Annotated in this window: 16 protein-coding genes; 3 read left to right on the top strand and 13 right to left on the bottom strand. The window is 47.7% G+C overall.

All coding sequences use genetic code 11. From position 1 onward, the window contains the following. Positions 1-15 precede the first annotated feature (15 nt). Both ACFQ3W_RS00435 and ACFQ3W_RS00430 read right to left on the bottom strand, forming a co-directional pair. Complete coding sequence (locus ACFQ3W_RS00435; protein ID WP_379316345.1) at positions 16-807, bottom strand: sirohydrochlorin chelatase; 792 nt, start codon at positions 805-807, stop codon at positions 16-18. A 60-nt stretch (positions 808-867) separates the two neighbouring features. Then, positions 868-1,158 (bottom strand): YerC/YecD family TrpR-related protein, encoded by a 291-nt coding sequence (locus tag ACFQ3W_RS00430; RefSeq protein ID WP_019639846.1) that lies wholly within the window; start codon positions 1,156-1,158, stop codon positions 868-870. Positions 1,159-1,443: 285 nt separating this feature from the next. Between ACFQ3W_RS00430 and ACFQ3W_RS00425 the strand changes: the two genes are divergently transcribed. Next, positions 1,444-1,956, top strand: a complete 513-nt coding sequence (locus ACFQ3W_RS00425) for a hypothetical protein (protein WP_379315504.1) — start codon at positions 1,444-1,446, stop codon at positions 1,954-1,956. Between the two features lie 32 nt (positions 1,957-1,988). Here ACFQ3W_RS00425 and corA read toward each other — a convergent pair whose 3' ends face one another. From corA to ACFQ3W_RS00405, 4 genes are all read right to left on the bottom strand, one after another. Next, positions 1,989-2,948, bottom strand: a complete 960-nt coding sequence (corA, locus tag ACFQ3W_RS00420) for a magnesium/cobalt transporter CorA (protein ID WP_379315502.1) — start codon at positions 2,946-2,948, stop codon at positions 1,989-1,991. A gap of 106 nt (positions 2,949-3,054) precedes the next feature. Next, entirely contained in the window at positions 3,055-4,038 is a 984-nt protein-coding gene (locus ACFQ3W_RS00415) for an inorganic phosphate transporter (RefSeq protein ID WP_379315500.1), read from the bottom strand. 84 nt (positions 4,039-4,122) lie between these two features. After that, positions 4,123-4,737 carry a DUF47 domain-containing protein gene (locus tag ACFQ3W_RS00410; RefSeq protein ID WP_379316343.1) on the bottom strand — a complete coding sequence of 205 codons (615 nt, stop codon included), beginning with the start codon at positions 4,735-4,737 and terminating at the stop codon, positions 4,123-4,125. Between the two features lie 191 nt (positions 4,738-4,928). After that, positions 4,929-6,002 (bottom strand): DUF3048 domain-containing protein, encoded by a 1,074-nt coding sequence (locus tag ACFQ3W_RS00405; RefSeq protein ID WP_379315498.1) that lies wholly within the window; start codon positions 6,000-6,002, stop codon positions 4,929-4,931. A gap of 227 nt (positions 6,003-6,229) precedes the next feature. On the opposite strand from ACFQ3W_RS00405, the gene ACFQ3W_RS00400 reads away from it, so the two are divergent. Next, on the top strand, positions 6,230-6,709 hold the full coding sequence (locus tag ACFQ3W_RS00400; RefSeq protein ID WP_379315496.1) for a DoxX family protein: 480 nt from the start codon (positions 6,230-6,232) through the stop codon (positions 6,707-6,709). Positions 6,710-6,763: 54 nt separating this feature from the next. Here the strand turns inward: ACFQ3W_RS00400 and ACFQ3W_RS00395 are convergent, their stop codons facing one another. The 3 genes from ACFQ3W_RS00395 to ACFQ3W_RS00385 all read right to left on the bottom strand — a co-directional run bounded on the left by ACFQ3W_RS00395 (position 6,764) and on the right by ACFQ3W_RS00385 (position 8,864). After that, the gene (locus tag ACFQ3W_RS00395; protein ID WP_379315495.1) at positions 6,764-7,570 is read right to left on the bottom strand and encodes a dioxygenase family protein; all 807 of its coding nucleotides are present in this window, start codon (positions 7,568-7,570) and stop codon (positions 6,764-6,766) included. A 119-nt stretch (positions 7,571-7,689) separates the two neighbouring features. Next, positions 7,690-8,517 (bottom strand): alpha/beta hydrolase, encoded by an 828-nt coding sequence (locus tag ACFQ3W_RS00390; RefSeq protein ID WP_379315493.1) that lies wholly within the window; start codon positions 8,515-8,517, stop codon positions 7,690-7,692. Between the two features lie 122 nt (positions 8,518-8,639). After that, a complete protein-coding gene (locus tag ACFQ3W_RS00385) occupies positions 8,640-8,864 on the bottom strand; it encodes a hypothetical protein (protein WP_379315491.1) in 225 nt (74 codons plus the stop codon). Between the two features lie 264 nt (positions 8,865-9,128). On the opposite strand from ACFQ3W_RS00385, the gene ACFQ3W_RS00380 reads away from it, so the two are divergent. Further along, on the top strand, positions 9,129-9,830 hold the full coding sequence (locus ACFQ3W_RS00380; protein ID WP_379315489.1) for a DUF1129 family protein: 702 nt from the start codon (positions 9,129-9,131) through the stop codon (positions 9,828-9,830). Positions 9,831-10,076: 246 nt separating this feature from the next. On the opposite strand, the gene ACFQ3W_RS00375 is transcribed toward ACFQ3W_RS00380, so the two are convergent. The 4 genes from ACFQ3W_RS00375 to ACFQ3W_RS00360 are packed head-to-tail and all read right to left on the bottom strand — an operon-like array spanning position 10,077 to position 12,711. Then, positions 10,077-10,820, bottom strand: coding sequence for a hypothetical protein (locus ACFQ3W_RS00375; RefSeq protein ID WP_379315487.1), 744 nt, complete (start codon positions 10,818-10,820; stop codon positions 10,077-10,079). Continuing rightward, complete coding sequence (locus tag ACFQ3W_RS00370; protein ID WP_379315485.1) at positions 10,814-11,515, bottom strand: ABC transporter ATP-binding protein; 702 nt, start codon at positions 11,513-11,515, stop codon at positions 10,814-10,816. Before ACFQ3W_RS00370 ends, ACFQ3W_RS00375 begins: the two co-directional genes overlap by 7 nt. A gap of 18 nt (positions 11,516-11,533) precedes the next feature. Then, positions 11,534-11,908, bottom strand: a complete 375-nt coding sequence (locus tag ACFQ3W_RS00365) for a GntR family transcriptional regulator (protein WP_379315483.1) — start codon at positions 11,906-11,908, stop codon at positions 11,534-11,536. Positions 11,909-11,961: 53 nt separating this feature from the next. Further along, complete coding sequence (locus ACFQ3W_RS00360) at positions 11,962-12,711, bottom strand: DUF2705 family protein (protein WP_379315481.1); 750 nt, start codon at positions 12,709-12,711, stop codon at positions 11,962-11,964. Position 12,712 lies beyond the last annotated feature (1 nt).

Raw genomic sequence — 12,712 nt, 5'->3', positions numbered from 1 at the left:
GATCTGTCGAATTGTTCATGATCCCATTATATTCAATATTTGCCCTAACATCCAGCGGGACAGCAGCGGATGCGGAAGCAAGGCTTCTTCCGAGTATTTGTATGGAAGCCCGTCCAGACGCAAAGGGATCGTCGTTTTCGTAAAATAGCCAGCACTTAAGAACAAGGGTGCCACGATTACATCGTACCCCCGCCCCGACCAAGCAGCAACCTTGCTGCGCACACTATCGGGATTAAGCAGGGCATAATCAGCACCACCCGCCAGCCCGCTAACCTGCCCGGTACGAGCCGCAAGCAAACGAATCCCCCGTTCCCAACGCTCCAAAAATCCGGGATGTACGCTCCCGTGCCCAACCAGTAGCAGCACCTCTCGATCCGGGCGCACTGACAGCGGTTTAGCCTTGTCCCATACCATTTCAGCAATCAGCGGATCGTCATTGATAGGCTCGCCAAAATACACCCGAGCAGACAACCGAAAACGTTCAAGGTCGGTTTCCTTCTCCGGTGTTTCCTTCATGCCCAACGCGTAGGCGATTTCATCAATATGTGTGCTTCCGGAAGATACGAACAAGGGAATGACGATCATATCAGTCACTCCCTTTGCTTCCAGACGATCAATCCCGTCCTGGATGAGCCGTCCCTCCACCGCCTCCAGAAATGAGGATTCGACCGGAAGGTCCGGAGGTAATGACTCGGCCAAGGATTGTACAGCACTGTCCACCAGCTTCACCCAGCTCTCATCAGGAGAGCCGTGACTGATGACAATTACCCCTGGTTTTGATCCTGGCACAGAGCCCGCGGCAGACAACTCTTTATGACACTCTGCCGCCGCCGGCTCTGACTGTTGCTCCCTTTTCGGTTTCACTGCTTATCGTCCTAAACGATCCAATGTCATTTTGTAACCGTCGTTGCCATAATTGAGGCAGCGCTTAACGCGAGAAATCGTTGCCGTGCTGGCACCCGTCTCCGCTTCAATTTGATTGTACGTATTTCCCTTGCCAAGCATGCGAGCAACCTCCAGCCGCTGGGACAAGGATTGAATCTCATTAACCGTGCAGAGATCGTCAAAAAAAACGTAACATTCCTCAATGTCTTTCAAAGTTAGGATTGCTTCAAATAATTGATCAATTGTTTTATCATTCAACTTCTTGAGTTGCACTGAATAATCATCCCCTACCATTTCTGATACCCCAATTCCATTGTACTCGAGCGGAGTCCTCCTTTTCAAGCATTAACGATTTCACGCATTACAGAAAGAACGCCCAAAATCCGCAAAGGCCTACCAAAACCGGGACATTCGTCCATACGCCCGCCGCCCGGAGCACATACAGTATAGTAATACAAACGCCTATTTAAGGAAAAGCCTCAGCTGCGGCAGCCAAAAACCCTAATTTTGATAGGTAAGAACGGCTGCGTCAAAATATCCAAAAAGGAATGTGATATCATGCCACATTATCATGCTCCCCGGCAAAGTCAGGAGCGATCATTTTACCCTTATTCGAATTACTACCCGGGAGTGAATCCTTATGAATCGGTCAAGGCGGAAGCGTCCGCCCTCGTGCCTTTAGCCCCGCAGAGCCCAGTTCCCGCTTCTCTCCCCGGAGAGGCAGCGGAAAGTGCGGCCAAAGCAGCGGGAGGCGGTCTTTCGCTCCCAAACCTCGGCGACCTGAAGGGCATCGTTGAACGTCTGGGCGGTATTGAAGGTATTCTGGCAACGGTGGGAAAAGTGCAGAAGGTGATGCAAACCGTTCAGCAGTTCGCCCCGATGGCGAAAATGTTTGCCGGGCTTCTGCCGGGAGGTAAAAAAGGCGCCAAGCTCCAGGGCGGTGGGCTGGATGAATATAGTCCGAAGCGCCGCAAAAACAGCCGCAAGAAAAGCACGCGCAAGGGCTCATCCGGCTCACGCAGCCGCAACAGCACAAGCAAACGAGGTAAGTCCACCAAGCGCCGCCGTTAATCCGGCGGTTTTTTTCATGCTAAAAGACCGTTTTATTTAAACCAGCCCCGTCTGCTGAACCAGAGAATCATCCAGCCACTGAGCCCGATCATAACGCCGAGTACGGTGAAATACCCGTACCTCCATCCGAGCTCCGGCATATTTTTAAAGTTCATGCCGTAAATACCGGCAATAAGCGTTAGCGGCATAAAGATCGTCGTGATGACGGTCAGTGTTTTCATAATTCCGTTCATGCGATTGGAATTTAGCGATATGTAGGAGTCCCGCAGATCCGCCGTCATTTCACGGTCCGACTCGATCATCTCCGACAGCTTTAGCAAATGGTCGTAAATGTCCGCGTAATAAGCACGCGGTTCCTTCTCGCCCTGAACGTGCTGTGAATTCAAAATCCGGTACATCAAATCACGCATCGGCACGATCGTGCGCCGCAGCTTCAGCAATCTGCTTCGCAGGTCGAACACCTGATTCATCAGCAGCTCCACCGATTCACGACTGCCGGTATTCTCAAGCTCATCCAGCTCATCTTCGATGATGTATACACATGGGAAATACTGATCCACCAAGCTGTCGATCACGATATATGTAGCGGCATAAGGGCCGTGCGTCCACACTTTTCGTTCATGGGACCGCTTCAGCATTTTGTCCCAGGCCTCGTCCATTTCCTGCAAATCTTGATGATGAAAGGACACTAAATATTTATCGGCTAAAAATAAGTTAACTTCCACCGTTGCCAAAGTTCCCGGATCCAGGGCATGCAGCACCAAAAATTGATAATCCTCATAATAATCGAGCTTGGGCCGCTGCAATACATGTAAACAGTCCTCAATCGCCAGAGGGTGAAATTGAAAAAATGATCCTAACAGATCGGTCTCCTCCGGTGTCGGCTCGCTAAAATCGACCCAAGTCCACACGTAGTCCCCATCTTGGATCCGCTCTAGCGGGATTCCCGTCTCCACCTTGTGGTCGTGTGTCATCCCCATGACTCTAATCAAATGAGCCCTCCCCCTTTCACTAGCAATCACTATAGCGCAATTTGTTTTACGATTCAAAAAAAGCCAATCTTCAGCAGATTGGCTTTTCCACTAATGCTTCATTTGCTTAGAACAGCAGCTTGTAAATTCCTCCGGCCATGATGAAAACGATCGGAATAGTAATGACCCAAGCGATAACGATCCTTCCGGCCATCGACCAGCGTACGGCGGAGAAGCGTTTTGCCGATCCTACGCCCAAAATAGCGGACGTAATAGCATGCGTAGTGCTTACCGGTAAATGAAACAACGTTGCTCCGAAGATAACCGAAGCGGCGGAAACATCCGATGCAAACCCGTTGATCGGTTCGATCTTGAATATTTTCGTCCCCATCGTTTTAATGATCTTCCAGCCGCCAATTGACGTACCTAGCGCCATGGACAAGGCGGCGGCAATTTTTACCCAAATCGGAACCTCCATATGATCCTGAAACTTGGCGGTCACGAGGGCAAAGGTGATGATCCCCATCGCCTTTTGCGCATCATTTGTACCGTGAGTGAAGCTTTGAAGCGCCGCAGTGATGATTTGCATCGAGCGGAAGCCTTTGTTCACCGTATGCGGACTATGCGAAGCAAAAATCCATTTGAGTATGGTCATGATGATGAAACCGACGACAAACGCGATGACCGGGGAGAGAAGCAGGCCCTCGATAATCGTCGTAAAGCCGCTCCAATTCAGCTTGTCCGGTCCAGCCCCGACATACACCGCTCCCGCCAGCGACCCGATCAGAGCATGCGAGGATGAAGACGGAATTCCGAACCACCAAGTGATCAAATTCCAAATAATCGCAGACAGCAGCGTAGCAACTAAAATCTCAAGACCATTGTCCAGCTTGGCTGGATCCGCCACGCTTCCACCGATCGTCTTCGCTACGCCTGTAAACAACATGGCCCCGAGAAAATTCATAACCGCCGCCATCAATATCGCCGTCCGCGGCTTTAAGGCTCGTGTGGACACCGAAGTAGCAATCGCATTCGCCGTATCATGGAATCCGTTAATGAAGTCAAAGCCAAGCGCCAGAATAATGACGATAAATATGATCATTGTATCCATATTTTATCTTTGCACAGATAGTTGTCTTTATGTAAATCCGCGCAATTCAAACCTCCCGAATATCGATTATGAGCAGTGAAGCAATTAAGAATTACGCATGATAATGGATTCCAGCATGTTGGCAACCTTTTCGCAAGCGTCTGTAGTCGTTTCCAACCGTTCGTAGATTTCTTTTTTCTTGATCAGCTCAATCGGATCTTTCACCTTCATGAACAGTTCCTTGATGCAGATCCGCAGCACTTCGTCGCCCTGATTCTCCAAGTCATTCAAACGAATGGTGTATTCGCGAATAGCCAGCAATTTCTTCTGCGAAAGCAGGTGGATTGCTTTTTGAATTTCATACGCCGAATTCCGCAAAATCTCTGCGAAGTGTGCGATGTGCTCGTCCGGCTCCGACAGGTTGTACATGAAAAAACGGGAAGTCGAAGCCTCCAGACCGTCGATAACGTCATCAAGCGCAGTGATCAGGTGCATAATATCGTCGCGTTCAATCGGCGTAATAAACGTCTTATTAAGTTCAACGATGATTGTATGGGTATATTCATCGCATTTGGATTCGAATTCCTTCATCTTCTTAGCGAACATTTCTACATCCTTAAATTCAGCGACCTGCTGGGCGAAATAATCCGCCGAATGCACGATAGTGTCCGCCATATTCTCCAAAGTTTGGAAAAAGATGTCTTTTTTCTTAATTCGCATCATTATCCCCTTTTCTTCTATGAGGTATTTCAAAAGGTCGTTATATACAACCTTGACTATCTTATCACAACTAGTTAACAGATAGTTAATATTGTTGCAAACATTTCACGTTCTTTCGCTTATATTTCCCCTTTTTCTGACATGCTTATCCTTTACATTCCATAAAAATACAAACATTATTTACAATATTGTTACTCTGTCTTAACATGACTGTCGAAGTTTGGTGAATTAGGCACTACATTGATGATGGTATTTCCCGGATAAAAAGGAAGCTCCTTATTGTCCTTAATGAACCGGATAATGTCGTCCGCCCGGCGGATCCACTGAGCCCGAATCATCTGGCCACGCTGAAAGAGGAGCGCTTCTCCCCCAAGCTGTAAATCCACATCCAGCCGCCCAACCTCGTCCATGACCTTGTGGTCGGCTCCCATCACAACAACATTAGTAGCTTTTAGCTGCTCCCCGGTCTCAAGATCCATATGCGTCTTACCATTAACAAACCGTTTGTACTGCTTGGACGCCGGGTCATATTCGTAGCTAACCTTATAATTGCTGAGTTGAAACTTAACCTCCAGCTTGCTGACAGACTCCCCGGAAACAGGCGTTTCATCCTCTTTGTAAAAAGAGTATCCCGGAACCTTCGTATCTTCTATCGCATATTTCCGTTTAGCTGCACCTTCCAGCAACTTTTCCGGATTCGAGTACAAATTGTGCGGAGGCTTGCGGGACTTGTCCCGCCAAAAATAACGACTCGCGTTCGTTATCTCGTCGAGGTCCTCCTTATGCTGTCGCTGAAGGATCGCATAGGCGTCGTTGCTCGCCCCGGCATGGACGAGTACACCATGATAGCTTTCGCCCAAATCGATCATGTAGGGGCGAATGCTGCGAATAGGTCCGATCTTTGCGGCTTCCATATGACTTTGGTAAATGGCAACGAGCCGGGTTACCCCGCCCTCGGCAAGTACTTCATAGATCATGTCCGCATCGGTTAATCCCGACTGAGGCCGGGCTGCGGGAGCGTTATTGACCATTACGGCTAACGGCCGCCCAGTTAACGGCTCGTCCAGCGGCATGCCCGTAAGCGGTGCGGTATAGGCTGGAGCCGCAGGCGCTATATCTTTTTGTTCCTGAGGTGTGGTCTGCTGTGGCGTCGCTTCCTCTGCAGGTACAACCTGCTTAGCCTCCTCAGCCGCATTCCCGCAAGCGGAAACGAGCATCAATGCGGCGGACAGCATCCCTAAAACTACAAATTTCGACCATTTCAAATTATATCGTTCCTCTCCGTTATTCCAAGCATTTTCTAACATTATACGTCGAATGCGATCTTTCGGGAAAGATCAGAAAATGCGGCAAATTCACACATGTTTAAAATTTTAACTAAATATTGAAGTTTCTAATATTTCCCACTATGATGATAACAAACATGGAAGGGCAAAATACTCAATATAGGCTCGACTTCTGTCACAAAATATTGCAGAAAGGGATGAGGCGCATGATCGTTAAATGGTTGCGGGAAAGTGTTGTAGCCTCTTGGTTGCTTACGGCAATCCGTTTATATTTGGGGTATGAATGGTTAACTTCCGGCTGGGGGAAAATTACCGGAGGATTTGACGCTTCAGGCTTTATGAAGGGAGCCTTGGCCCAAACGGGAGGAGAACATCCGGCCGTACAGCAATGGTGGGCAACCTTTCTTGAAAATTTTGCTCTACCCAATGTTGGATTGTTTAATGTTCTTGTACCGTGGGGGGAGCTTTTGGTTGGGGCAGGTCTTATTCTTGGCGTATTTGCCTGGGCTGCCGCTTTCTTTGGCATGTTGATGAACTTCGCCTTCTTGTTCTCTGGAACCGTAAGCACCAATGCGCAAATGCTCCTTCTGGAAATGTTTATCGTTGTCGCCGGGGCCAATGCCGGAAGAATCGGCTTGGATTATTTCATCTCCCCTTATTTCCGACGGGGCTCTGCTTCTCACTAAAATTATGAAAAAACAAAAGCGCAGCAACCATTATAGGTTCTGCGCTTATCTTTTTTATTCATGGTTCGCTTGGTGCATTCCACCGAACATCCAGCAGTTCAAGCTGAGACTTCCATATTGATAACCTTGAAACAGCTTGGCCGCACGCCGGTCATCATCAGCCGCCCCCATAGCGTAAAGCAGAGGAACAAAATGCTCCTTACCGTAAGACGGCACTGCCGTCCGAACATGAGGAGCTTTTTTGTCATAATCAAACAACTGGCGTAAATTCCAACCGGTAAGCTGTTCGCTGATCCACGCATCGAACTCTACCGCCCAAGGCGCTGGTTCGCTTCCTTCTTCACCAAGCATCCGCAAGTTGTGGACCAACCCGCCGCTTCCGATGATGAGTACATCCTTTTGCCGCAGTTCTGATAGCATTTTTCCTATGGCATACTGTTCCTCCGGGGAACGTTTGGAGTCGACGGACAAAGCCACCGCCGGGATATTTCCTTCGGGAAACAGTGAGCGCAGCACCACCCAAGCTCCGTGGTCAAGTCCTCTTCCGGCGGATAGCCGGTATGGCAAATTGTGAGCGTGGAAGATTGCCTCGATCTCCTGACTCAGCTCCGGATGACCGGACACAGGGTACTCAATGGAATACATCTCTTCAGGAAATCCGTAAAAATCATGCAGTGTCAGGTGCGTACGGTCCGTTGTCAGCCACTGGGTGGAATCGTCCCAATGAGCAGAGAAGATCAGGGCGGCTTTGGGCGGCTTGAGAGTCTCTTGTCCCAACTGCTTAAGAAAGCTCGTGTACGCATTTTGTTCGATAGCCAATGTCGGCGATCCGTGTGCAATAAACAATGCAGGCTGCGTCATGTTGCAAACCTCCCTACGCCAAATTGATTATACTTCCATTGTATCCTTATAGGGAGTTATTTACCAGTTTAGCGTTAAAACAGGCTTATTCCTATCATAGTCCGAGAGCTTTCTTCTGTTCAGATCATCCAATGCTGCCAGTCCGTTTGGACCGCTTCAAGACCTCCGAGCCAATGTCTCGTTTTGCGGATAAGTTCGGATTGGTGCTCTCCAGAGGAATACGTGTGATTGGCCTGAAACAATATTTCTTTATCACAGCGCCCTTCCGGCCGCGTCCAAAACACCTTCTGATATAAGAAAGCATAATCGACGGGGATGGATTCATCGGAAGTGCCGTGCACCACCAGCACATCCCCAGTAAACTTCGTAGCCTCTTGAAAAGGCTGTGACGTGCCTAATGAATCAAAGAAATGCGAAGTAAAGCCATAACCAAGATAGTCGGCTCTGCCATTCTTTATCGCGTTGTCATACACACGGCGTCCCGTAATTTTGACGATATCGGTGAACGGATAGCCAACGGGCGACCATAATACTAAGTTTTTCACCCGGCGATCCTTCACGGCGGTAAGTAAAGCCACCGCTCCGCCCAAGCTATGTCCAATTAGCGTTACTCGTGTAGGATCAATATCAAATGAGTCAAGCCCATATTCAAGCACCGTACGGGTCTGGGCAATTAATGAGTCAATACCATGTTCACCGTAATTGCCACTGCTTTCCCCGCAGCCGATATAGTCGAACCGAACGACGAGGAACCCTTCCGTGGCAAGCTCACGTGCAGTTTTGACAAACAACCGATCTACTCCGATCCGGCTGCCGACAAAGCCATGACAAATGACAACGAGCGGTGCCCGTAGCTTACAGCGTCCCTCCTGTTTTCCTTTTGCCGGATAATGGATGCTGGCTGCAATCTCCTCGTTCTCATGCTTGATGACGATTTGCCTTTCCATATGACTTCCTCCCCCACTTCGTTCGTCTGAATCGACTTATTATACTTATTCCGATAAGTTTAATATGAATTATTGAAACTTATCTTATCATTGAAGGGGGAAGGTGTCAATGGACCCACCTTTTACTCGTAAGACTGCTGGAAGAAGGCGTATGTTTTGCTTCTTCCTTCCCATTGCTTCATAAACTGATGATTTCCTAAATGCTCATCTTCGGTACAATCCTCATCTCCACAAAGCGGGCCTTCTTCCTCCTGGCGCACTTCATTTGACACCACTTCCTCCAGACTGCCCCGGGAGTTGCTGTTCAGCAAATACCTGCGGGTCAGTTCTGACTCAAATTTTCCCATGTGGATTCGCCTCCCGCAACTTATGCTATTTCTGGCACATTTCTGCTAAACCACAGTTTATGGCGACCGCAGGGTGCACAGGTTTGTAGTTTTTGAAGATAGAGCCTCTATTTATTCCTAAGTCACATAAATGTCGTAATAGGCCTCAGTAAGCTGAGACGAGATCATAGCCATGCCTTTCCAAGCTCCTTGCGAAGGGGGCAAAAATTGCAGTATACTACTCGAAGAAAATTGGACGAGCCAAACACCTGAGAGGAGAAGGCTATGCAAGTTCAGGAAGTAACCCGAGAGATTGAAAAATGCACGCGCCAAATGTCGCCTGAGAACAATGCATATTTTGGAGAGATGCTCCGTTTTTTTCGTTCCGATTCAAACTCGTTGTCAGAGGGCAAAAAGGAAGAAGTACTGCTTCATCTCGCACGAAAAATTGTGAAAAGCCAAGAGAAGGGCGTCGCCGCTTCGAAGTTATTCGGCAGCGATCCGATAGCCTATTGTGAGAAGCTGGAGGAAGACATCATCGCGAGAAAACCGCAGACTTTTCCGGAGAAGATCAAGTTCTATACGATGATTCCTTGGGTGGCCTTGACCTGGGTATTCTTTATTTATATGATGACCGGATTTTTTAGCAAATGGTTTGGCGGAGGTCAGGCATATTCCGAAATCAGCGTCGCCTCCCTGATCATCATTGCGGGCCTTTCGGTAGTGCTTATTGAATTAGTTACCCGTTTTATGAATTCTGCCGGAAAAGAAGATGACAGTTCTACGAACACACCACGAACTCAGCAAAAGTTCGATTTAAAGGCTCTGAGCATCTATATTGTCGGCGCAGTAGCTCTGGTTGCAGTAGGTATGCTGCTTGGCCGAATCTTGCCGGTTCTTATCGTTTCTCCTTGGGAATGTTTGATTGTTTTCGCTATTGGACTGGCGGGCCAGATTTTCTTTTTCGGGCGTCGTCCGAAACTGTAGCCTCCTTATACCGCTCTACCGACACAAATAAGCGACATTTATGGCCTTATTTGAACAACATGGGCTCTCATCTAAAGAATAGGGGTAAATTATGTACCTATTCCCTGACGTTCTGCAGATCCATTGCTATTTGGGCTCGTATTTCCGAAAATAGGTACATAAATATCCCCTATTCCAGCGAAATGCTCACTTTTCGCCTAAATAGGGGATATTGTTACCCTTATATCTTTCCGGGCAGGGTATAGCTTAAATCGCTACCTTTTTGCTTATCAAATAAGAAATGAGATAAACCATTAGTCCGGCACAGCCTAATTCAAAGAGAAACGATCCCCACGAGAATAAATCGAGCTTCTCAGCAACCCCCGTACTTCCCTTAAATCCGTTTGAACTGAACTCAAACTGCACCATGGTGGATTTATTCTCGCCAAACAGCAGATACTCCACGTAATTCATCCCGTTTTGGATAATGAAAAAGGCGATGATGCCAATCCATCCTGCACCCCTCCCATTGATTGTAACGCTAGCTCCGATCGTAATGGCCATAAAAATCATTAACAGGGTTAGCGCATAGCTCCAAACACCTACAAAAATGGGCTCTATCAACCCGCTCCAATCCATGTTTGAGAATGAGCCAAAGTCAGAGATGAATTGACCATATAAGAAAGCGTGAATCCCTAAAATGGTGAAGAATACAATCATTGCGATAAATCCTAAAAGCAGCGTGGAAAAGATCGTCCAGATCGGGTGAACCGGCAGCAGTCTGCGGTGATAAGCTTTCAAATTGGTCGCAAATGTCTTGCAGACCGCTACGGTAATCATCACTGCAGCTACTATATACAATATCAAGCTTAAGCCTATTATTATGGCATTCTCCCAGCCCCGCATCTTTCCGATTACCGATACCAACACCTGCACGATAACGAGTATGGCCATCATACTCAAAAATGAATCGAGGTTCCGTTTAATGTCGTATTTAAGCAGCTTTAGCATTCGGCAAACACCTCTCTAAACAGGTCATCCACACTTTTCCCGTGCTTGATTCGCAAGTCCTCGACTTCCTCATGCATGACAATTTCACCGTCTCGAATAAATACGACCTCATCGAAAATTCGCTCAATATCACGGACCAGATGCGTCGAGATGATCAAGCTGCTCTCCTCACTGTAAAACTCCACGATCGCATCCAAAATTTTCGTCCGGGCAACCGGGTCAACGCCGCCAATTGGTTCATCGAGCAAATAAAGCTTGGCATTGCGCGACATCGCCAGCGTCAATTGCAGCCGCTCATTCATCCCTTTCGATAAGGTGCTGACCCGATCCTTCTCATTCAAGTTCATAAAATCAAGCATTTGGCGAGCCTTCTCCTCGTCAAAATCCTGATAAAAATCGCGGTAAAACCCGACCGCGTCGCGAACCTTCATCCACGATTCCGTGAGCGGCTTATCTGGCATGAAGGAAACGATCGATTTGGTCGCGAGTCCCACGGGAATGCCGTCAATGCTAACTTGGCCGTTCGATACGGGGAGCAATCCGGCAGTAACTTTCATTAATGTACTTTTTCCGCTTCCGTTCGTGCCAAGCAGTCCGACGATTTTTCCCTTAGGTATATTCAGAGAGACACCGCGCAGCGCATGTTTGCTCCCGTACGTTTTCGATACTCCCTTGATTTCCAGCAAGCTATCCATATATCTGCCATCCCCTCTCTACCGGCGGTTATCCTTCTTAACGGCTTCGGCGACAATATCCGCGATATCCTCATTGGAAAAGCCTAGCTCCTGCATTCCGCCGATAAAGCGGTCTAACAAATCTCCGGCCATCTCTTTTTTGATCGTCATAATTTTCGATTCCTCACTCGTCACATATCTTCCCAGTCCGCGCTTCGTCTCCACGACGGCTTCACGCTCCAATTCTTGAAAGGTCCGTTGAACAGTGTTCGGGTTAATCTGCAGCTCAGCAGCCAATTCACGTACAGAAGGGATCTTGTCCCCAGCCTTCAATCTGCCGGTCACAATCTCTCTCTTTAAATAATTCATGATCTGTAAATAGATCGGCAGATTATTGTCGAATTCGATGGTCACGATCGGGTTGCTCCTTTCCGCCACAATGCCTCAGGTAAGATCCTCATATTCATTTAAGCGACATCACGTTTATTAAAAGTAACAAAGCTGGCACTAAGAAACAAGATCATGTAAACCGCGATCACCACTAAAGAAAAAGTCATCGTCATCCCAGCGACAGGCGGATGTCCATCCTTGTACACAGACAGGTTTGTATTGGCAAAAATCAAGTACTTGGTAAATTGATATTTGGACAGTAATGCTACAATAAGACTTTCAAGCATGGTCAAAAGCATGCCTACACCAATCGTTGCTCCGCTCGAACGGGTAAGAATTCCGACCATAAAGGTAATGGTCACATAGATGATTGAATAGATCACTCTATACAGTAAGTCTTGAAACAAATCGCTCCAGCTCGTATTGGGATCTTGAAGACCAAACATAAGTCCTCCGGAAATTAAAGATATAACAATCGCAAATGCATAGATAAGCAAGGTATATAGCAGTACCATCACGTATTTGGAAGCCAAAATTTTGCTGCGGCTTTGCGCCCGAATCAACAAAAGCTTGATTGTTCCTAGACTATGCTCTTTGGCTACCGTTCCAGCGGTTGCGATGATAATGAGGTAAAGCAGTATCCTGCCCATCCCGTTATCTGAAACCACCGAGGTTGCGAGCGCAAGGCCAGAGATGGTTTCATCCGATGATCCGAAATATTTGACTACAACAAGCATGATGACTATCATGCCGAATATCACCGCAAATGGAATGAAAAAGCTGCGTTTCTTGAACATTTTCAACCATTCGTTAACGACTAAATTCATG

Source organism: Paenibacillus puldeungensis (assembly GCF_042678945.1).
Lineage (GTDB): Bacteria > Bacillota > Bacilli > Paenibacillales > Paenibacillaceae > Fontibacillus > Fontibacillus puldeungensis.
Note: the sequence above shows the minus strand (reverse complement) of the source record. Positions and strands in the feature narration are given on the sequence as shown.

Bases quoted from the DNA above. Each gene is read 5' to 3' on its own strand.
- ACFQ3W_RS00425 (WP_379315504.1), top strand. From the start codon at position 1,444: ATGCCACATTATCATGCTCCCCGGCAAAGTCAGGAGCGATCATTTTAC.
- ACFQ3W_RS00415 (WP_379315500.1), bottom strand. From the start codon at position 4,038: ATGGATACAATGATCATATTTATCGTCATTATTCTGGCGCTTGGCTTT.
- ACFQ3W_RS00410 (WP_379316343.1), bottom strand. From the start codon at position 4,737: ATGCGAATTAAGAAAAAAGACATCTTTTTCCAAACTTTGGAGAATATG.
- ACFQ3W_RS00400 (WP_379315496.1), top strand. From the start codon at position 6,230: ATGATCGTTAAATGGTTGCGGGAAAGTGTTGTAGCCTCTTGGTTGCTT.
- ACFQ3W_RS00395 (WP_379315495.1), bottom strand. From the start codon at position 7,570: ATGACGCAGCCTGCATTGTTTATTGCACACGGATCGCCGACATTGGCT.
- ACFQ3W_RS00390 (WP_379315493.1), bottom strand. From the start codon at position 8,517: ATGGAAAGGCAAATCGTCATCAAGCATGAGAACGAGGAGATTGCAGCC.
- ACFQ3W_RS00385 (WP_379315491.1), bottom strand. From the start codon at position 8,864: ATGGGAAAATTTGAGTCAGAACTGACCCGCAGGTATTTGCTGAACAGC.
- ACFQ3W_RS00380 (WP_379315489.1), top strand. From the start codon at position 9,129: ATGCAAGTTCAGGAAGTAACCCGAGAGATTGAAAAATGCACGCGCCAA.
- ACFQ3W_RS00375 (WP_379315487.1), bottom strand. From the start codon at position 10,820: ATGCTAAAGCTGCTTAAATACGACATTAAACGGAACCTCGATTCATTT.
- ACFQ3W_RS00370 (WP_379315485.1), bottom strand. From the start codon at position 11,515: ATGGATAGCTTGCTGGAAATCAAGGGAGTATCGAAAACGTACGGGAGC.
- ACFQ3W_RS00360 (WP_379315481.1), bottom strand. From the start codon at position 12,711: ATGAATTTAGTCGTTAACGAATGGTTGAAAATGTTCAAGAAACGCAGC.